This window comes from Prevotella merdae, assembly GCF_900290275.1.
Classification (GTDB): Bacteria; Bacteroidota; Bacteroidia; order Bacteroidales; family Bacteroidaceae; genus Prevotella; species Prevotella merdae.
This window is the reverse complement of the sequence record NZ_LT985326.1, coordinates 150,048-171,444: the sequence shown is the minus strand read 5'-3', so window position 1 is coordinate 171,444 and position 21,397 is coordinate 150,048. Positions and strand designations below refer to the sequence as shown.

General features: G+C 44.9%; 19 protein-coding genes. 15 read left to right on the top strand and 4 right to left on the bottom strand.

The window, feature by feature from the left end; translation table 11 throughout:
* Positions 1-24: 24 nt before the first annotated feature.
* From C9991_RS14745 to C9991_RS14705, 9 genes are all read left to right on the top strand, one after another.
* Positions 25-2,595, top strand: coding sequence for an adenosylcobalamin-dependent ribonucleoside-diphosphate reductase (locus C9991_RS14745; RefSeq protein WP_106813250.1), 2,571 nt, complete (start codon positions 25-27; stop codon positions 2,593-2,595).
* 215 nt (positions 2,596-2,810) lie between these two features.
* Positions 2,811-3,953, top strand: coding sequence for a Gfo/Idh/MocA family protein (locus C9991_RS14740; RefSeq protein WP_106813249.1), 1,143 nt, complete (start codon positions 2,811-2,813; stop codon positions 3,951-3,953).
* Between the two features lie 27 nt (positions 3,954-3,980).
* Complete coding sequence (gene aroB / locus C9991_RS14735; protein ID WP_106813248.1) at positions 3,981-5,030, top strand: 3-dehydroquinate synthase; 1,050 nt, start codon at positions 3,981-3,983, stop codon at positions 5,028-5,030.
* Positions 5,031-5,046: 16 nt separating this feature from the next.
* Complete coding sequence (locus C9991_RS14730) at positions 5,047-5,460, top strand: PaaI family thioesterase (protein ID WP_106813247.1); 414 nt, start codon at positions 5,047-5,049, stop codon at positions 5,458-5,460.
* Complete coding sequence (locus C9991_RS14725) at positions 5,457-6,527, top strand: isochorismate synthase (RefSeq protein ID WP_106813246.1); 1,071 nt, start codon at positions 5,457-5,459, stop codon at positions 6,525-6,527. Before C9991_RS14730 ends, C9991_RS14725 begins: the two co-directional genes overlap by 4 nt.
* A gap of 8 nt (positions 6,528-6,535) precedes the next feature.
* Positions 6,536-8,305, top strand: a complete 1,770-nt coding sequence (gene menD / locus C9991_RS14720) for a 2-succinyl-5-enolpyruvyl-6-hydroxy-3-cyclohexene-1-carboxylic-acid synthase (RefSeq protein ID WP_106813245.1) — start codon at positions 6,536-6,538, stop codon at positions 8,303-8,305.
* A gap of 410 nt (positions 8,306-8,715) precedes the next feature.
* Complete coding sequence (locus C9991_RS14715; protein WP_106813377.1) at positions 8,716-9,099, top strand: GxxExxY protein; 384 nt, start codon at positions 8,716-8,718, stop codon at positions 9,097-9,099.
* A 391-nt stretch (positions 9,100-9,490) separates the two neighbouring features.
* Positions 9,491-10,318, top strand: a complete 828-nt coding sequence (gene menB / locus C9991_RS14710) for a 1,4-dihydroxy-2-naphthoyl-CoA synthase (RefSeq protein WP_106813244.1) — start codon at positions 9,491-9,493, stop codon at positions 10,316-10,318.
* A gap of 255 nt (positions 10,319-10,573) precedes the next feature.
* On the top strand, positions 10,574-12,148 hold the full coding sequence (locus C9991_RS14705; RefSeq protein WP_106813243.1) for an ATP-binding protein: 1,575 nt from the start codon (positions 10,574-10,576) through the stop codon (positions 12,146-12,148).
* Between the two features lie 121 nt (positions 12,149-12,269).
* On the opposite strand, the gene C9991_RS16770 is transcribed toward C9991_RS14705, so the two are convergent.
* Complete coding sequence (locus C9991_RS16770) at positions 12,270-12,431, bottom strand: hypothetical protein (protein WP_157949501.1); 162 nt, start codon at positions 12,429-12,431, stop codon at positions 12,270-12,272.
* Positions 12,432-12,783: 352 nt separating this feature from the next.
* On the opposite strand from C9991_RS16770, the gene C9991_RS14700 reads away from it, so the two are divergent.
* Complete coding sequence (locus tag C9991_RS14700) at positions 12,784-15,591, top strand: outer membrane beta-barrel protein (protein ID WP_198643832.1); 2,808 nt, start codon at positions 12,784-12,786, stop codon at positions 15,589-15,591.
* Between the two features lie 153 nt (positions 15,592-15,744).
* Here C9991_RS14700 and C9991_RS14695 read toward each other — a convergent pair whose 3' ends face one another.
* The 3 genes from C9991_RS14695 to C9991_RS14685 all read right to left on the bottom strand — a co-directional run bounded on the left by C9991_RS14695 (position 15,745) and on the right by C9991_RS14685 (position 17,476).
* A complete protein-coding gene (locus C9991_RS14695; RefSeq protein WP_106813241.1) occupies positions 15,745-16,161 on the bottom strand; it encodes an RNA-binding S4 domain-containing protein in 417 nt (138 codons plus the stop codon).
* A 5-nt stretch (positions 16,162-16,166) separates the two neighbouring features.
* On the bottom strand, positions 16,167-16,751 hold the full coding sequence (pth, locus tag C9991_RS14690; RefSeq protein WP_106813240.1) for an aminoacyl-tRNA hydrolase: 585 nt from the start codon (positions 16,749-16,751) through the stop codon (positions 16,167-16,169).
* 131 nt (positions 16,752-16,882) lie between these two features.
* Positions 16,883-17,476 carry a 50S ribosomal protein L25/general stress protein Ctc gene (locus C9991_RS14685; protein ID WP_106813239.1) on the bottom strand — a complete coding sequence of 198 codons (594 nt, stop codon included), beginning with the start codon at positions 17,474-17,476 and terminating at the stop codon, positions 16,883-16,885.
* 279 nt (positions 17,477-17,755) lie between these two features.
* On the opposite strand from C9991_RS14685, the gene nusB reads away from it, so the two are divergent.
* The 5 genes from nusB (at position 17,756) to C9991_RS14660 (ending at position 21,375) form a co-directional block, all read left to right on the top strand.
* Positions 17,756-18,841 (top strand): transcription antitermination factor NusB, encoded by a 1,086-nt coding sequence (nusB, locus tag C9991_RS14680; protein WP_106813238.1) that lies wholly within the window; start codon positions 17,756-17,758, stop codon positions 18,839-18,841.
* 85 nt (positions 18,842-18,926) lie between these two features.
* Positions 18,927-19,238, top strand: a complete 312-nt coding sequence (gene yajC / locus C9991_RS14675; protein ID WP_106813237.1) for a preprotein translocase subunit YajC — start codon at positions 18,927-18,929, stop codon at positions 19,236-19,238.
* A 16-nt stretch (positions 19,239-19,254) separates the two neighbouring features.
* Complete coding sequence (locus C9991_RS14670) at positions 19,255-20,238, top strand: CdaR family protein (protein WP_106813236.1); 984 nt, start codon at positions 19,255-19,257, stop codon at positions 20,236-20,238.
* A 4-nt stretch (positions 20,239-20,242) separates the two neighbouring features.
* The gene (coaE, locus tag C9991_RS14665; protein ID WP_106813235.1) at positions 20,243-20,809 is read left to right on the top strand and encodes a dephospho-CoA kinase; all 567 of its coding nucleotides are present in this window, start codon (positions 20,243-20,245) and stop codon (positions 20,807-20,809) included.
* Positions 20,810-20,931: 122 nt separating this feature from the next.
* A complete protein-coding gene (locus C9991_RS14660) occupies positions 20,932-21,375 on the top strand; it encodes a DUF5606 family protein (RefSeq protein ID WP_106813234.1) in 444 nt (147 codons plus the stop codon).
* The last annotated feature ends 22 nt before the right edge of the window (positions 21,376-21,397 follow it).

Sequence of the window (21,397 nt, the reverse complement as noted above, 5' to 3'; positions counted from 1 at the left end):
ATTTCAAATTACGTAATTCGACAAATGGAAAATAAAAAAACATACACTTACGACGAGGCTTTCAACGCCTCGTTACAGTATTTCGCTGGCGACGAACTTGCTGCACGCGTATGGGTGAACAAGTATGCCATGAAGGATAGCTTCGGCAATATATACGAGAGTTCGCCTGAAGACATGCACTGGCGTATAGCCCGCGAGATAGCGCGTATTGAAAAGAAATACGCCAATCCGATGACCGAGCAAGAGGTGTTCAATTTGCTCGACCACTTCCGCTACATTGTTCCGGCTGGCAGCCCAATGACTGGTATAGGCAATAGTCATCAGGTGGCATCGCTTAGCAATTGCTTTGTGATAGGTGTTGAGGGAGATGGTGACTCGTATGGAGCTATCATGCGACTTGACGAGGAGCAAGTGCAGCTTATGAAACGTCGTGGTGGAGTAGGACACGACTTATCACAGATTCGCCCGAAAGGTTCGCCTGTTAACAACTCGGCACTTACCTCTACCGGACTTGTACCTTTTATGGAGCGTTATAGCAATTCTACACGCGAGGTTGCTCAAGATGGTCGTCGTGGCGCATTGATGCTCTCTGTAAGCATAAAGCATCCTGAAAGCGAGGCTTTTATCGATGCCAAGATGACAGAGGGAAAGGTTACCGGCGCCAACGTTAGCGTAAAGATAGACGATGAGTTTATGCAGGCTGTCGTTGACGATAAGCCATACATACAGAAGTTTCCTATCGACTCAGACAAGCCGTTGATGTCGCAGGAGATATCTGCCAAGCAGTTGTGGAAGAAGATTGTGCACAATGCATGGAAGAGTGCAGAGCCTGGCGTTCTGTTCTGGGATACAATTCTGCGCGAAAGTATTCCCGACTGCTATGCCGACCTTGGCTTCCGTACAGTTAGCACCAATCCTTGTGGCGAGATACCGCTCTGCCCTTACGACTCATGCCGTCTGCTCTCTGTAAATCTCTACTCTTACGTGGAGAATCCATTTACGCCTGAGGCAAGCTTCAACTTCAATCTCTTCCGCGAGCATGTAGCTAAGGCACAGCGCATGATGGACGATATCATCGACCTGGAACTTGAGAAGATTGACCTCATAATGGATAAGATAAAGCACGACCCACAGTGCGACGACATCAAGCATGCCGAATATCATCTATGGGAGAAGATAAAAGACAAGAGTTCAAAGGGTCGTCGCACAGGTGTAGGCATAACAGCCGAAGGCGACATGATTGCTGCTATGGGCTTGCGCTATGGCACACAGCAGGCAACCGACTTTAGTGTTGAGGTGCATCGCACATTGGCTCTTTCGGCCTATCGCTCATCTGTAACAATGGCACAAGAGCGTGGAGCCTTTAGCATATTTGATGCCCAGCGCGAGAAGAACAATCCATTCTTGTTGCGTATAAAGGAAGCCGATGAACAGCTCTACAACGATATCATGACCTACGGACGCCGCAATATTGCATGTCTTACCATTGCTCCTACCGGTACTACATCGCTTATGACGCAGACTACAAGTGGTATTGAACCTGTATTTATGCCCGTATACAAGCGCCGCCGCAAGGTAAATCCAGGCGACCCTGAGGTGCATGTCGACTTTGTGGACGAAGTAGGCGACTCGTTTGAGGAATATATTGTATATCACAAAAAGTTCCTTGAATGGATGCGCATCAACGGCATTGATACCGATAAACGATATACTCAGGAAGAGATTGACCAGCTTGTGGCACGTTCGCCATACTATAAGGCAACAGCCAATGATGTAGACTGGTTGATGAAGGTGCGTATGCAGGGAGCCATACAGAAGTGGGTCGACCATTCTATCAGCGTAACCGTAAACCTACCAAATGATGTAGACGAGGATCTTGTAGACCGTCTCTATGTTGAGGCTTGGCGTTCTGGTTGCAAGGGATGCACTATATATCGCGATGGCAGTCGTTCGGGTGTACTTGTTTCTGCATCTAAGAAGGACAAGAAGAAGACCTCGGCTCCTGCCGTTAAGGAAAAGCATGTTGTTCAGGTAGATGGACGTGTTGTTACCGAGACTCGTCCTAAGGAACTTGAGTGTGATGTTGTGCGTTTCCAAAACAATAAGGAGAAATGGGTGGCATTTATAGGTTTGCTCGATGGCTATCCATACGAGATTTTTACTGGTTTGCAAGACGACGAGGAAGGCATTGCATTGCCTAAGACAGTTACCAAAGGTCGCATCATCAAGCAGACTGGACCTGATGGCAAGAAGCGTTACGATTTCCAGTTCGAGAACAAGCGTGGCTATAAGACTACGGTTGAAGGTCTGTCAGAGAAGTTCAACCCTGAGTATTGGAATTATGCTAAGTTAATCTCCGGCGTATTGCGTTATCGTATGCCAATCGACCACGTTATTAAGTTGGTTGGTTCGCTTCAGCTTAAGGACGAAAGTATCAATACCTGGAAGAATGGTGTTGAACGCGCCCTAAAGAAATATGTTGTCGATGGTACCGAAGTCAAGGGACAGGTTTGCCCAGTATGCGGACAGGAGACTCTTGTATACCAGGAGGGTTGCCTTATCTGCAAGAACTGCGGCACGTCGCGCTGCGGATAAAGTCATGTTTATTTTTAGTGTCTACAGCTTACCCCAAGCCGACACTGCTCTATATAATGCGGACACCGCAAACCAGACAATATTGGTTGTTTGGTTTGCGGTGTCCGTGTTTTTTATACTCGTATCACTTGCTCCAAGCGGTGTATACACAAAAAGCATAACTTTTACCTGCTCATTTATTTTGCATTACCGATTTTATTCATTAGATTTGCAGTATGGAACACGTAAAGATTGCTTTTATAGGATTCGGCTACCGTGGCAAACAACTGTTTAAGCTAATGAGTGGCATCGATTTCTACAATATAGTGGCGATTGCCGATAAGTGCGCTATACAGTATCCGCACAACGTTGCTTTCTATCAAGGCAGCGATGCCTACGTGCGTATGATAGACGAGCATCGACCCGACCTTGTGGTTGTCACATCGCCGTGGCATCTGCATGTAGAGCAGTCTATGGCATGTGTTGAGCGTGATTGCGATGTGGCGTTGGAGATAAAGGGAGGCTTGGCAATGGGCGAGTACGACCCTCTTATACGCCTTGCACACCAAAAAGGACGCAAGATATATCCTATGGAGAACACGCTGTTTATGCGTGAGATTCTTGCCGTTAAACGCATGGCCGACGAAGGCGTGTTGGGCGACATTATATATATGCGTGGCGGCTATCGTCACGATTTGCGCAATATAATGCTCGACGACCACGGTAATCTCGGTGGACGCATTGGTACAGAGAGTGTATGGCGTAGCCGATTCTATACTAGTAGGAATGGCGACCTATATCCCACGCACGGACTTGCCCCGCTTTGCCTTATACTTGGTGTTGGCAAGCGCGACCGACTTGTTGCTCTGACGTCGTTTGCAACCAAGGCTGTTGGTATGCGACAGCGTATGATCGAGCTTGGCAATGGCGATAGCCCCGATGCCGCAAACATATGCCTTGGCGATGTCGTGTCTACACAGATAGAGACCCAATGCGGATCGCTTATATCCTTAACCCACGATACTTCGCTGCCACGTCCACGCAGTTTGGACTTTGAGGTACAAGGCACACGTGGTGTATGGGATGGAGTTAACCGTCGCATATATATCGAGGGCTTGAGCAAGCACGAAACGTGGGAGGACGATGCCCCTTACATAGCCCGTTACGAAAGCGCTTACTGGCAAAGATGGGGCACTGAGGCCATTGTGCAAGATTGCCACCACAAGGGTATGGACTATGTTATGCTGCGTGCTATCGAGGACGACATGCTTGGCAACAGCATATTTCCTGCCTCTATTGACGACCTCGCGCTGTGGACATCCATATCGGTACTGTCTGAGCAATCGATAAAAGAGCAAAGAAGAATTGAAATGAAATAGTAGAACCTTTAAAAATCAGGAGCCATTATGAACCAGAAAGTTATTGTGTCAGGAAATCTCGAGCGCGACCTCGTTAATGCTATAGCCGAATGCGAGCACGACAAGATATTTATTCTTACCGACCAGACCACACACGACATGTGTCTTCCAAAGCTTCAGAACTTTCTCTGCCTTAAAGGGGCACAGTCTATAGTGATAAAGGCAGGCGATACTAACAAGACACTCGACTCGCTTGCCGAGGTATGGACGGCTCTTAGCCAGGGTGGCGCAACACGCCATTCGCTGATGATTAACCTTGGTGGCGGCATGGTTACCGACCTTGGTGGCTTTGCGGCATCTACCTTCAAGCGTGGCATCGACTTTATAAATATCCCTACCACGTTGCTTGCCATGGTCGACGCATCGGTGGGAGGAAAGACTGGCATCAACTTTGGCGGACTGAAGAACGAGATTGGTGTGTTCTCCGACAGCAAGTTTGTCATCATCAACACACAATTTCTTGATACTCTAGACCACGACAACATCTGCTCGGGCTATGCCGAGATGTTGAAGCATGGTCTTATCTCGGACAATAAACATTGGGCAGAGCTTGTGGGCTTCAACCTTGCCCAGCCCGACCTTGCCCAGTTGCAGCGTATGGTAGCCGAATCTATAAAGGTCAAGGAGCGTATTGTTACCGAAGATCCTCATGAGCACGGCATACGAAAAGCATTAAACTTAGGCCATACTGTGGGCCATGCACTCGAGTCGTTTGCCATGAAACACGGTCGTCCCGTATTGCATGGATATGCCGTGGCTTACGGTATGGTGTGCGAGTTGTATCTTAGTGCGCGCAAGACAGGCTTCCCTACCGACAAGATGCATCAGACGGTGAGGTTCATTCTCGACCATTATGATCGTCTGCCTTATACATGCGACGACTATCCCGAACTGCTCGAACTGATGCGTCACGACAAGAAGAACACGTCGGGCATTATCAATTTCACGCTGCTCGGAGGTATTGGCGACATCCGCATCAACCAGACTGCAACTAAAGAAGAGATAGAAGAAGCTCTCGACTTTTTAAGAGAAGCATAACAATAAATCAACAACTATGGATATAGAAAGAATTAAAGAGATACGACTGAAGCAAGACGGACTGTCGAAGACTCTCGGTATGGAGTTTCTCTCTACCGACGATCCCGACACTTGCCAGGCCAAAATGAAGGTTGACGAGCGCAATCGTCAGGTGTTCGGATTCCTTAGTGGTGGTGCCACACTTGCACTTGCCGAGAACTTGACTGGTGTGGGTTCTATGGCTTTATGTCCTAATAAAATATGTGTGGGGGTAAATGTAAGTGGCAGTCATGTCAAGGCTGTGCTCGAAGGCGACACCGTTACCGCCACTGCACGCATACTGCATAAGGGCAAGACATTGCACCAGTGGCATGTGGAAATTTGCAATGAAGAGGGCGAACTTATTTCGTCGGTTGAGGTTACAAACTTTGTAATGAACCCGTCAAAATGAGTTTCGTATACTTCCGACTGCCACATACAACGCAAGTCTACCGCAATCGACTCAACAATGAGCCTGAAGAAATAGCGTCGCTCGCCGAACTCAACGGGCGGCGCGGTTTTGTTATTGCCCCTTTCGATACATCTGCCCAGTGTCCTATATTGCTTCTTGATGCCGAATGGGAGCCCGTTGACATTGCCGACGATTGCAAGCAGGAGGCTCATCTAATTGATGCCGACTACGAGGCTGAGCGCGACAGATATGCCATCGACTTTGAGAACTTTCATGCTCAGTTGCGTGATGGAACGTTCCAGAAGATTGTTTTGGCACGAAGTGCACGCCTAAAGGCCACTGAGCACATACCGGCATTGTCGCTCTTTGCACGTGCCTGCAATAAGTATCCTCGATTGTTCGTGGCCTTGTTCAGCACAAAGCGTAGCGGCACATGGCTTATTGCTACACCCGAGATTCTTGTAAGCGGCAAGTGTGGCAACATGCAAACAATGGCGTTGGCAGGTACTATGCGCTTGAGTGGCAGCCAATTGGGGTTTGACGTTTCGGGCAGTGGCATAGGCAAGGACGATATCCACTGGAGCACTAAGAATATTCAGGAACAACGCTATGTCGAGACCTACATCACCGAGTGTATAGAGCACTACACTTCCGACTTCTCGGTATTTGGTCCCTACACCTCGCGGGCCGGCGACCTTGTGCATCTTAGGTCGGACATAAGCTTCTGTCTTAACGACACAGCCCATATAGGCAACTTACTTAATGCTCTTCATCCTACGCCTGCTGTATGCGGTATGCCCAAGGCCGATACACGCGACTTTATTACACACAACGAGTCGGCTCCGCGCGATTATTATAGCGGATTTGCCGGAACACTTGACCCCGACGGCGACACCAACTTGTTTGTTACGTTGCGCTGTATGAAGATAGACGGGCAAGACAATACCCAGTCTGACCAATACACATTATATGCTGGTGGCGGATTGCTTAAGGACAGCACGTGCCAGTCGGAATGGGAGGAGACGGAAGCCAAGATGAATACTATGCGACAGACTTTCAAACTTTGAATCAATATATGTTCAGCAATAAAGATAATATCAACATACTAACATCCCTGCTTATAGAATATGGGGTTAGCGACGCTGTGGTGTGCCCAGGCAGTCGCAACGCTCCTATTGTACATAATCTTAGCCAGTGCCAGTCTATCCGATGCCATCCCATAACAGACGAAAGGTCGGCTGGCTTTTATGCTTTGGGCATAGCCCAAGCAACGCAACGTCCTACCGTAGTGTGTGTTACATCGGGTACTGCTTTGCTAAATCTGGCTCCTGCTGTTGCCGAGGCTTATTATCAGCATGTACCTCTTGTAGTGGTGTCTGCCGACCGCCCATCTCAGTGGATAAACCAACTTGATGGTCAGACTCTTCCACAACCAGATGCTCTTGGACGTTTTGTACGCAAGGCGGTGTCGTTGCCTGAGCCTCACATCATGTCTGATATTGATGACGGGCTAAACACGTCTGATAGTGATAAGCGTTGGGAGGAAGAGTGTTGGATGTGTCGTCGTTTGGCAAACGAGGCACTTCATAGTGCCACTTGTCGTCAGTCGGCTCCAGTACACATTAACGTGCCTATCACCGAACCGTTGTTTACGTTTGATGTGGCAGAGCTGCCTGTTGCCAAGCGGTTCCGACTTATGGAGAAAGTGAATCTCCTTAATCAGCAACGCCAATTGTTCGAACGCTTCTTTGGTGCCAACCGTCCTATGATTGTAATAGGACAGTTGGCTTATGGCATTATTAGTCCAGAGACAATACGCTCGCTGTCACAGCACTATGTGGTTATGGCCGAACCGCTGTCTAATCTCTATTATCAGACCATACACTTTGATGAGGCTGTTAGGGTGGTTGATGGTCTTGGACAAGACCAAAGTGCCAAGTATGCTCCCGACTACATCATATATATTGGCGACACTCTTGTTAGTAAACCCACACGTCGCTGGCTGCGTTCCACCAAAGCCGCATCGTGCTTCATCACTCCTGATGCTCTCGACCTTCACGACCCAATAATGACTCTTGAGGATATTGTGGAATGTCAGCTTGAGGATGTAGATCTGCTCTTGTCAAGCTTCTGCGATATATACGACAATCCCGAGGACTTTGAGGACGACGAGGATATTATGGCGCACGAGGATAGTAGACATGCTTTCTACTTGCTGTGGCAACAATTGCTCGACAATTGTGCCGAGCATGCCGAGGCTTACGAGCCTGCCTTCTCGCAAATGGCTACGGTGAAGTATTTTGAGGAGCAACTTGCCGACCTTGATACTGATATCTGCGTTCATTATGCCAATAGTTCGGCTGTGCGGCTTGCATGTATATATGCCCAGCATTATGTATGGTGCAACCGTGGTGTAAATGGCATAGAGGGATCGCTATCTACTGCGGCTGGTTTCTCGCTTGCTACCGATGCTCTGACGGTTTGTGTTATTGGCGATCTCAGCTTCTTCTACGATCAGAATGCTTTGTGGAACAGCTGTATCGGAGGTAATCTGCGCATTGTTCTGCTTAACAATAACGGCGGAGGTATATTCAGACAGCTTAAGGGGCTGGACAAGAGTCCGGTAGCAAACTCTTTTGTGTCGGCTCATCATGAGACAACAGCACAAGGCATATGTACACAGAACGACATTGGATACATATCGGCCAAGGACATGAACGAGATGCAAATAGGTATCGTCACGCTGTTGACAAGAGAGACAGATAGACCGATGCTGCTTGAGGTGTTCACGGATGCCGAGGAGGACATGAAGGCCATGGCGAACTACTTTGCTTCGTTGACATAAGGCCATGTTTTTGTTTTAAAGACATAAGGACATGAGGACATGTTTTTTGTTTTAAGACATAAGAACATAAGAACATGTTTTTTGTTTTAAGACATAAGGACATGAGGACATGTTTTTTGTTTTAAGACATAAGAACATAAGGACATGTTTTTGTTTTAAGACATAAGGATATGAGGACATGTTTTTTGTTTTAAGACATAAGAACATAAGGACATGTTTTTGTTTTAAAGACATAAGAACATGTTTTTTGTTTTTAAAGACATAAGAACATGTTTTAAGACATAGAATTATAATAACAAAAACCTGTTCTTATGTTCTTATGTCTTATAAAAACTGTTCTTCTGTCTTCAAAAGATGTTCACGTGTCTAACAAAAAATGGGAGTTTATTATATATAAAAAATGGAATACTATGGATATAAATAAGCTTGTAAAAGAAGTGATAGATTGTGCTTATAAGGTAAGGATGGAGCTTGCACCTGGTTATCTGGAGTCTGTCTATAAAAACGCAATGTTGGTGGAATTAAAATTACGTGGACTAAAATATGAAACGGAGAAGCTGATAAAGGTGAATTATAAAGGTTTTGTTGTTGGTGACTTTAAAGCTGATATTGTCGTGGAGGACTGTCTTATACTTGAGCTTAAGTCTGTACAGTGTCTTCAAACTGTTCATTCTGTTCAGCTCGTCAATTATCTTGTGGCAACTGGCATTGATGATGGACTTTTGATTAACTTTGGAAGTGAGAAAATAGAAATAAAACATAAATACAGAACTTATACACCACAATTCAAATGACCAAATCCGAATGTTGGACATGAGGACATGTTTTGAAGACATAAGAACATAAGGACATGTTTTTTGTTTTTAAGACATAAGGACATAAGGACATGTTTTTTGTTTTTAAGACATAAGAACATGAGGACATGTTTTTTGTTTTAAGACATAAGGACATGAGGACATGTTTTTTGTTTTAAAGACATAAGAACATAAGGACATGTCTTTTGTTTTAAAGACATAAGAATATGTTTTAAGACATAGAATTTTAAGAATAAAAACCTGTTCTTATGTTCTTATGTCTTTAAAAAAAATCTGTTCTTTTGTCTTCAAAAAAACTGTTCTTCTGTCTTAAAAACAAGTTCTTCTGTATAAAAATGTAGAATATAAATATCAATAAATACGTCAAAATATGGAAAAAAGAAAATGGTCTCCCGTACAGGGATTTGACTTTAAGGAAATCCTCTTCGAGGAGTACAACGGCATTGCCAAGATTACCATTAACCGTCCGCGTTACCGCAACGCCTTCACTCCTCGTACCACATGGGAGATGTCGCAGGCTTTTGCATGGTGTCGCGAAGCACAGCACATAAGTGTAGTGATACTTACTGGTGCAGGCGACAAAGCATTCTGTTCGGGAGGCGACATGCATGTAAAGGGCAGAGGCGGATATGTAGGCGACGATGGCGTGCCACGTCTTAATGTGCTCGATGTACAGAAGCAGATACGCTCACTGCCCAAGCCTGTCATTGCCATGGTTAATGGCTATGCCATTGGAGGTGGTCATGTGCTGCATCTGATGTGCGATCTTACCATTGCCAGCGAAAATGCCATCTTCGGGCAGACAGGTCCTAAGGTTGGCTCGTTTGATGCAGGTTTCGGCGCAAGCTATCTTGCCCGCATCGTAGGACAGAAGAAGGCACGCGAGATATGGTTCCTTTGTCGTCAGTATTCTGCTGCCGAGGCAGAGCGCATGGGAATGGTAAACAAGGTCGTTCCATTCGACCAACTTGAGGATACATGCGTAGAGTGGGCCGAGATAATGATGGAACGCTCGCCACTCGCACTACGTATGATTAAGGCAGGACTTAATGCCGAACTCGACGGACAGGCTGGTATTCAGGAACTTGCAGGCGATGCCACAATGCTGTATTATATGCTCGACGAGGCACAGGAGGGTGGACGCGCTTTCCTCGAGAAGCGCAAGCCCGACTTCAGCAAATATCCTAAGTTGCCGTAATAGGCAATATACAAGTCAGGGTGTCTTACCCTGATTTTTCAACATGTTTGATGCTATCCCAAAGTATATTATATTAAATGGTCAAAGAATATATATTAAATGGTCAGAGAATATATATTAAATTGGCATTTAATATAATATACTTTGGGAAGCTAATCTGCCAAGGGACTCATCACATAAAGAAAAGTAATTAAAGACATGGCAGTTTGAGGAAATAATCGTAAATTAGCACTTGAAAACCAAAGCAAAGGAATTATGGTAGAGATAAACGATAGAAAATTGCCTGTAGGCATCCAGTCTTTTGAGGAAATCAGAAAGCAAGGATGCCTGTATGTTGACAAGACAGATATTATTTGGCAACTTGCCAACAGGGGGAAAAAGTATAATTACCTAAGCCGCCCACGCCGCTTTGGCAAGTCAGTGCTGGTAGATACACTCGAATCCTACTTCTTGGGAAAGAAGGAACTGTTCGCGGGATTGAAGATAATGCAGCTGGAGACAGAATGGGTGAAGCGTCCTGTCATAAGGCTGGATATGAGTCGTGCAGGAGCAGAGCCTGAAACATTGCGCTCTTATCTTGATAATGCTTTCAGACAATATGAAAAAGAATATTCATTGATTCCTAATCCTACAGATAGTCTTACCGACCGCTTCAATGCCATAATTGTTGGTTCGTATGAGCAAACCGGACATCAGGTTGCCATTCTCATCGATGAATACGACTCTCCATTGCAGCATTCTTGGAAGACTCCTCATCACGAAGCATGCACCTCTATCTATCGTGAGGTTTTTGCCATTCTCAAGGCAGATGACAAATACGAAAAGTTTGTCTTTATCACCGGCATCACCAAGTTTACGCAAATCTCTCTCTTCTCTGTGCTAAATAATCTGAGCAACATCAGTTTTGACCCTGAGTATGCAGCCATCTGCGGTATAACGAAGGAAGAAGTGCTCCGAGATTTCAAACCCGAAATCAGCAGATTGGCATCAAGAAATGGATGGACTACAGATGAAGCCGTAGCACAGTTGACTGCCTATTACGACGGCTATCATTTCTGTTATGAGAATATGGTGGATATATTCAATCCGTTCAGTCTTATCAATGCCCTCGCTGATTCCAAACTTAAGAACTACTGGGCGTCGTCGGGCGCAACCTCTTTGCTTCCAAAGTTTGTGGATGATATAGAAATAAGACTGAAAGATTTTGATAATTGTCCGATAGATAGCGACACCATAGAGACTTCAGATGTAACCGGTGGCGGAGCGGAACTATTTCTTTATCAGTCTGGTTATCTTACGATAAAGGGGTATATCGAAGGGATTTATTTGCTTGGCATTCCAAACTATGAAGTTCGAAAGGCTCTATATAAGATAGTATTGCCAGCCTTGACATTGCAAACGAATGCACAAGTAATATCAACCCAAAATATGTTGTTGTATTCCCTAAAGCTTGGTAATCTGCCCGAAGCCATGAAATGCTTGAAGGCTCTTATAGCTGATGTGCCTTACAGTAACAAGAAGCTTGCCAGCATGGATATGGAGGAGCGCTACCGCCTTATTATGAGCACCATATTCAATGCCATCGGTTGCCGTGTTGAAGTAGAAAAGATGATAGCTACGGGTAGGATAGATATGGTGGTAGAAACCACCAACTTCGTTTATGTTCTCGAACTGAAGCTTAGCAATAACGGTGGCATAGATGCTGCCACAGAACAGATTAGAGCAAAGCAATATGCCGAACCTTTCAAGGCAGACAAGCGAAAGGTGATAGCCCTTGCCATTGAATTGGATGATAAGGGAAAGGGATTGGTTGATTGGAAGGAAGTGTAAAGAAATACAGCCAACTGAGGAAACAGTAGGAGGGTATGGCATCCTTGCCATACCCACTAAATAAATCAGCTTGGCAATCATGGCAGAGAGGATATGGCAGGGATGCCATATCCTCCTACATTTAGTCTGCATAGATGCAGTCTTCTTCTATATACTCGTCTAAATTTCTGTAATCATCTTCCGTAGCCTTTATGATATAAGAACCAGCGAGTATAGCCTGTATCTCCATTTGTAAGACCTTCATCTCGGGCTTTATATATTCTTTCTTTTTTATAGCGTTCAAAGTGTCGTGTTTTATATAACATCACGCCAAAGACTGTTCGCCTGCAGATAATAAAACTTTATATTCTGTTTGCTTTTTCTCGCTAATTTAAATCTTACAAATATTAAAACGTTGGAAATATATTGTTTATATGCAATCATTTCACTATTTTTGCATTTTATTTGATTTAATAGGAGGATTAGTATATGAGTACAATTACCATAAACAGTGATATCTATCAAAAAGCTGAGAAGATACTAATTACATTATGGTTAAAAACAGTTAATAACCGTTGATAATCCTATACCTTATACGTTAGTATAATAAAACCCCAAGGAAAGATATCTGGTTGAAACAAAAATTTAGAATGCTTATGAAATATCTCTTAACCCAAATAGCGCTCTTGCTATTCGTTTGCTTAGCACCGCTATCAGTATGCCATGCCGACACCTTCAAGGGAAAGGTTGTTAATGCCGAGACGGGAGAACCTCTTGTCGGGGCTAATATTAACAGTGAGATTAATCCACAGCCTGGTTGGTCGGTGCAAAATTCTACTGAGACCGACAGCACTGGTTGCTTCTATCTCAATAGTGGTTGGGAAGGTAGAATAATGTTCAAGTTCAGTATGATTGGCTATAAGAGCACCCGCAAGGTAGACTATTCGTATGGCGAGGAGGTGAAAGACACAACCGACCTTGGCACAATACGCTTGCAACCTACAGCACTTATGCTTCAGGAGGTAGAGGTTAAGGGACATATTCCGCGCATAACAATGTCGGGCGACACCATTGTGTTTAATCCAGATGCTTTTAAGCTGAAGGAAGGAGCACGCCTTGACGAACTGATTAAGAAGTTGCCTGGTGTGCAAAATCGTGACGGCAAACTATATTGGAACGATAAGCCTATTCGTCTTATGATGAATGGCAAGGACTTGTTTGGGGGCGACCAGATAGTGGGAGAACTTCCTGCTGAGGTGGCTAACAAGATTAAGTTGTACGACCGCAAGTCGGAACTGGCGCGACATACTGGTAGCGATGAGGGAGAAGAAGACCAAGTGCTTGACATACAGGTAAAGCCTGGATTCCTCGACAAATGGTATGGAGAGGTTGAGGCGCAATACCAAACAAAGAAGCGATATATGTTTGACGTGAGGGCAAGCAAGCTTAGCGACCACGACCCGCAGATGATATATGCCCAAGCCAACAATGCCAACCGATATATCGACCGAACTATGCGACAGACTATGAACCGTAATATTGACGGCGATGGCAAGAGTCAGTATGGCTCGTACAACTATCAGCACAACTGGAAGACAAAGGGAGCCGAGAACTTCGACAACAACCGTATCGACTTTAGCGCAAACCTCGGTCATAGCGATGGTTGGAACACCTTTAACCAGTCTACCGAGACATTCTTCCCTGATAAAGACCGCACATTTGCCTTGTCGCGTAAGCATCGCAACAAGCATAATGTTACGCCGCAAATCCAAGCGAACCTCTTTGCCTATACCGACTCGCTCAACACCATAACCGTCAAGGCGCATGCCACATACGCAAAGAGTCGCACTACGAACCAAACAGATGCAGCATCATACGGATATGAGCCAGACAAGTTTAAGTATCATACACTCGATGCCGCACTTGCAGCAAAGCCTGGCGATGCTCTGTACAACCAGCTTATAACACGCAGTCGCAACTATCAGACAGACGATGAGCAGACACGCCAACTCGTTGTCGACTATGCCTGGGTTCATTATCTTGGCAAGAAAGGCTCGTTCTCGTTGTCGGGCAGAACAAATCTCAACGGCAACAATAGCGATACATATATCAACCGCAACCTGGAGTATCTGCGCGAAGGCAGCAGCGAGAAGCAGTGGCAGTACTACGATTATACCAAGCGTAACGTAAGCACATCGCTTAAAGCCGGGGTTGACTATTGGTTTGGCAAGAAGGTGTACGTCAACATAGCCGACAACCTTATGTATACACGCACACGTGTGGGTCGAAACTTCTATGCCGACACCGACGAGCACAACGTAAGCAATAATATGCCAACAACACTCGACGCCAACAATGCTTTGCATTATCTGCTGCATACATGGACCAATACCGTGACGTTGAAGTCGACCATAACACCGTCGAAGAAGCTGATGATTATGCCTAAGCTCGATTGGACAGTGAACCGCGAGAGTACCGACTATCAATATGGTAGACTCGACACCGCAGTCGTGCGCATAAGCCATGCCATAGAGCCGTCTATCTTCCTAAAGTGGAAGATGAACCGGGTACGCAGTATGGACCTATCGTTTGCCTATAACACCACGGTGCCCGATCTTATCAGTACCTTTGGCTATCGCAACACAATAGACCCATTGCAGATATCAGAAGGCAACCCATTGCTGCACAACTCGCATAGTCATACCACAACCTTTGGCTATCATCGTATGTGGTTGCGCAAGCAGATAGTACTTGGCGTTAGTGCGTCGTACCGCAAGGATATCAACCCTACGGCAACACTTTATAGATACAATTCTAATACAGGTGTGTACGAGTCGAAGCCAATGAATGTAAGGGGAGGAGACGAGTGGAAGTTTGGTTTCAATTACGACCAAGGTCTTGGTGTCTACTTCCGTATTATGAACAAGTTTGCCTTGTCTAAGTCGCAGTCGTACGGATTCCTCACAATCGTCGACAATGCCGACCCACAAGCCAAACCTGATTTGAACCATCAGCGTCTGCTTGGTGTAAACGAGAATTTGGAGTTGACGTACGAGACGGAGAAGCTTAGTTTGACTCTCTTCAACGACCTTACGCTCAACCGTTATCGTTACGACGACGCCTCGTACAATAGTCGTCCAGTATACAATAGTGCAGGAATAATCGCCCGTATCAAGCTCTCGCCGGTAGAGTTGTGGATAAGATTGGCAGACGATTTCCGTTCGGGATATCAGACGGCAGAGATGAACGGACATAAGTTGATGTCGAACGCAAGCATCAACTACAGTTTCTGCAAGAACAAGTGCCGTCTCTCGTTGTGGGTAGACGATATATTCAATAAGGATATATACTACGAAAGTGAATACTCGGCATATCAACGTGTGGAAAATTCGGCTAACTATTTGCATCATTACATGAACCTGACGTTTACGTATAGGTTTGATGCAAAGGGGAAGAAGAAGTAAAAAGAAACAAAGCCCCACCCCTAACCCCTCCCCCATAGGGAGGGGAATGAAATGTATTTGTAAATAAAAACTTGGCGTGTTAGACCAGAAAAGCATACTACTCCCCTCCCTATGGGGGAGGGGTTGGGGGTAGGGCTTTTGGGTCTTTTTCTTTTATTCTTCATCCTCATCCTCATCATCAAACCCAAACATTGCAGGATCAACAAATGCATCAAGGGCACGGCGTTCCTTCTTAGTAGGTCTGCCAGTACCGCGTGCACGGTCTACAAATCCACTAATGCGACTCATTTCAAGCAATTCGTATTGCTTGGCATCAGTCACATTCTCGTAAACCTCAGGAATAAGTTTGGCACCTACACGTTGCTCTATAGTCTTCAATATCTTGAACGAGTAGGTTATAGGCGGTTTCTTTACACTAACCACCTCGCCAGCCTTAACCGTATGACTCGGTTTGACGTTTACATTATTAATAGTAACCCTGCCATTCTTGCAGGCATCGGCAGCTATGGAGCGAGTCTTATATATGCGCGCTGCCCATAGCCACTTGTCTATACGTGCTACTTCAGCCATAAGCCTTATTGTTTTTTAGCCTTCTTTCCCAGTTTGTTATACTGATTCATTGTGATATTCAGTCCGGCAAGCACAAAACTCTTTATAATATCAACAGTCTGGTCGATAGAAGGCTGTAGTGTATTCATATCCTCCTCATCGTATTTGCCAAGCACCCAATCTACCTGCTGACCCTTTGCAAAGTCGGCACCAATACCCATACGCAGACGTGCATACTGTTGACCAATGAGTTGCTGTATATTGCCAAGTCCGTTGTGTCCGCCATTAGAACCATTACCCTTCAAGCGGAAATCGCCAAGCGGAATAGACAGATCGTCTACAACAACAAGCAAGCGTTCCTGATCTATATTCTCCTTTTGCAGCCAATAGCGCACAGCGTTGCCGCTAAGGTTCATATATGTTGTGGGCTTTAGTATAAACACCTTACGACCCTTTATTGATGTCTCAGCCACAAAGCCATAGCGCTTGTCCTCAAAGGTAGCGCCTACAGAACGAGCAAACTCGTCAACCACCATAAATCCGGTATTATGTCGAGTGTTTTCGTATTCGTAACCAGGATTGCCAAGACCAACTATTAAAAACTTATCCATTGTCTAAAAGAAATAGTAAGGGCTTATAAGTACCCAAATGTCTTATAAGCCTAAATGACAAAAAGCGCACGTGTCAATGCAGACTCGTGCGCTTTTCTTATTATTACAATTTGCTAATTGTTTGCTATTTATTAATCCTGAGCGGCAGCAGCAGCCGACATAGCGGCACGTGTCATCTTGATAGAGCATACGATGACCTCCTTGCTTGTAGCAATCTCAAGACCCTCGAAGCTCAACTCGCCAACCTTGATGCTCTTACCAATCTTAAGGGCAGTAACATCGATCTCGAGGTGCTCAGGAATCTGCTGATAAGGAGCAGTAACGTTGATCTTACGGATAGAGAGGTTCATACGACCACCATCGCGTACACCCTGTGCAAGACCTGTGAGCTTAACTGGGATACCAATTGTGATAGGCTTCTGATCGTTAACCTCGAGGAAGTCTACGTGAAGAACAGCGTCAGTTACTGGGTGGAACTGAATCTCCTTAAGGATAGCTGTGTGTGACTCGCCGTCGATAACGAGGTTGATAACGTAGATGTGAGGAGTGTAGATAATCTTGCGAAGCTCAGCCATAGCGATAGCAAATGACATAGCTACTGGCTTGCCATCCTGCTCGGCGAGACCATAAAGGTTGCAAGGTACAAGACCTTCCTTACGCAATGCTTTAGAAGCTTTCTTTCCAAGGTTTTCACGCTTCTGACCTGTAACGTTAATTTCTTTCATAATTGTGTTACTCTAAATTAAGTTGAATAAATAATGTTTATGCCTTAATTCGCCATCACACGAGAAATATTGAATTTTCTCAAATTCTGTATAGATGTGCTCAAAAAAGCGGTGCAAAGGTACTGATTTTATATGGAACTAACAAAGTTTATAGAAAAAATGTTTATTATTGCCGTGTTTTTTTGGTAGTTCACCCATTTTTGTCTATTTTTGCAGAACGAAATGTAAAGCGAACCACAATAAATCGAAAATAGAGACACATTATAATAATATAGAAGGATGATTAATCGAGAATTGATAAGAATAAAGATAGTTCAGTTGACCTACGCATACTATCAAAATGGTAACAAGCTAATGGACAGTGCCGAAAAAGAATTGCTCTTTAGCTTGTCTAAGGCATACGACTTGTACAATTACCTCTTGGAATTAATCGTCGCCATAACTCGTGAAGAACGTCGAAGAGTCGAGGTTGCATCGCAGCGAGCACAGCGTGATGGTTCTACTATGCCATCACAGAAATTCGCTTACAACAAGTTTGCCGTTCAGCTTGAAGAGAACAAGCAGCTTGCAGAGTTTGCCGAGACACAGAAACAATCGTGGGACACAAGTATCGAGTTTGTGCGCAATCTGTGCAATCAGATAGAGCAGAGCCAGACATATGCTGACTATATGGCCGACAAAGACAGCTCGTATGAGGCCGACCGCGAGGTGTGGCGCAAGTTATACCGTCAACTCATTCGGGAGAATGAGGATCTCGACCAACTGTTAGAGGAGCAGAGCCTCTATTGGAACGACGACAAGGAAATTGTAGACACTTTCGTGCTTAAGACTATCAAGCGTTTTGACCCGAGTACAAATTCTAAGCAGGAACTATTGCCTGAATACAAGGATCAGGAAGACAAGGATTTTGCACAGAAGCTATTCCGTGCCACCATTCTCAACGCCGACCAGTATCAGCGTTATATGAGTGAGACATCACGCAACTGGGACTTCTCTCGTCTTGCATATATGGATGTCATTATCATGCAGATAGCCATTGCAGAGATGCTGACTTTCCCAAACATACCTATCAGCGTAACCATCAACGAGTATGTTGAGCTTGCAAAGCTATACTCTACACCTAAGTCGGGTGGCTACATCAATGGTATGCTCGACGCTATTGCCCGTTATCTAGTATCAACAGGCAAGCTTATGAAGACTATAGAGGATCGTCCACAGCGTCGTCCTGCTCCACGTCGTCAGTCAACACCGCGTCTTAACCGTGCTCAACAAGCTTTAGAGGATGGTGAGGTTTTGCGTACACGTTATGCAGAGCAGCGTGCTGAAGAGGAGGCTAATGCTAAAGAGGATATCTCGGAGGAATAATAATCAGGAACTTTAAGTTTACGTGGTGGTGCCATATGCTCCACCTTATTATATAGTAATAACAAACTAAAACAACAATAATAAAATGAATGTAATGTTACTGCAGGCCCAGGCTCAGGGCGGAGGATATGGTATGTTGATAATGATGGTTGCTATCTTTGCAATCATGTATTTCTTTATGATTCGTCCTCAACAGAAACAGCAGAAGAAAATTCGTGAGTTTCAGAACGCTCTTAAGGAAAATGATAAGGTTGTTCTTGGTGGTGGTATTCACGGTACAGTACGCCGTGTAGACCTTGCCAATGGCGTTGTTGAGGTAGAGATAGCACGTGGTGTTGTCGTTACTGTCGACAAGAATGGTGTTTATGCCGACTCGGCATCACAGCCACAGAAGTAATATATAAGCCGTTTTGATGGAAAATCGCTTGACGCAAATATACAGGTTGGTCAGGAACTTCTTGTTCAGTTCGGTGAACAAGGAGTTTCTGATTTTTTTGTTCTTTCTCGTATTGAGCTCTATCTTCTGGTTGATGATGACGCTCAATGAGACGTTTGAACAAGAGGTTGGTGTGCCCGTGCGTCTAGTCAATGTGCCAAAGAATGCTGTCATTACTACCGAGATTGAAGATACGGTACGTGTTACTGTACGCGACAAAGGCTACTCGCTTGTAATGTATATGTATGGCGACCGATTGCAGCCAATAAATATTAACTTCTCTACATACGCCAACCGTCAGACTGGTTATGGCATCGTGCCTGCTGCCGACTTGCTTAAGATGGTTAACCAGAAGTTTACCGGAGCCTCTAAGGTGCTTCAGGTAAAGCCCGACCGTCTTGACTTCTATTTCAACTTTGGTATATCTCGTCGTGTACCGGTACGTATGTCAGGTCAGGTTGTTCCTGGACGCTCTTATTATTTGGCACGTACAAAGTTCTGGCCTGATGTAGTTACGGTTTATGCCTCAAAGCGTGTGCTCGATTCGCTGAGATACGTTAAGACTGCGCCTATAAACATAGTCAACTTTGGCGATACCGTTATACAGAATGTGGCGCTTGAGAAAATTAAGGGTGTTAAGATTGTGCCAAATATGGTGCGCATAGGTCTTTATCCCGACATCTTGACCGAAGAGAGCATCGAGGTTCCTATAAAGTCAATTAATATGCCCGAGGGTAAGGTGCTGCGCACTTTCCCGTCAAAGGTTAGAGTTAACTTTACTGTAGGCGCAAGTTTGTTCCGTCATATCAATGCCGATCAATTCTCGGTAGTTGTCGACTATAACGAACTAATTGCAAATCCATCTGACAAGTGCTCGATTATACTTAAGACGAGTCCGCATAGTGTACGCAATGCGCGCTTGCAGCGAAGTCAGGTAGACTATCTTATCGAACAGCAATAAAACTATGAAGATAGCAATAACTGGTGGAATAGGCTCAGGCAAGAGTTATGTATGCCGTCTGCTTGAGCAGCATGGTATAAAGGTATACGATTGTGATGCAGCTGCAAAGCGCCTTATGCGCACTTCGCCACAACTGCAACACAACCTTAAGCAACTTGTTGGCGATGATGTATATTCGGCTGATGGACAGTTGCAGAAGCGTGTGCTTGCCGACTTTTTACTTGCAAGCGAGAGTAATAAGATAGCTGTTAACAATGTGGTGCATCCTGCCGTAGCCGCCGACTTTAACGCTTCGGGAATGGAATGGCTTGAAAGTGCCATTTTGTTTGAGAGCAAATTCGATCAACGTGTTGATTTCGATAAGGTAGTTTGTATAGCTGCACCACAATATGTGCGCATTCAACGTATAATGAATCGCGACAACATATCAGCCGAAAGGGCAGCAGAATGGATTGCAGCACAGATGCCGCAAGAAGAAATGCAACGTCGCAGCTCCTTCGTTATTAATAATGATGGGGTAGGCGATTTAGAGCAGCAGATAAGCCAAGTGCTTGCACAATGCAAGCTATAAGAGAGAGCACGTCTCGACTGGGCAGAAGTGCATTCAGCCTCTCTCGAGTTTTGCTTCCACCAAGCAAAATGGCAATAAAGAATAAAATAATTAATAACTAATAATAAAATTAAGAACAAAAAATGGAAACAATTCTTTCAATAGCAGGAAAACCAGGACTCTACAAACTTGTGTCTCGTGGCAAGATGAACCTTATTGTTGAGGCTATCGACCCAACACATCGCCGTATGCCAGCATTTGCTTCAGACCGTGTTACATCACTTGCCGACATCGCTATGTATACCGATGCTGAGGATATTCCATTGTGGCAAGTATTGAAGAATCTTGGCGAGAAGGAGCAGTCGAAGGAATGCTCACTCAACTACAAGAAGTGTTCGGCAGATGAATTGCATACTTTCTTTGCTGAGGTATTGCCTGCATACGACCGCGACCGTGTTCACGACTCAGATATCAAGAAGCTTATCCAGTGGTACAACATCCTCGTAAACAACGGTATTACCGATTTCGAGGCAACGCTTGCTCCTACAATGGGCGACAATGTTGACGACCGTAAGGAGGCTGAATAATAAGAATATAGAATATAAGGAG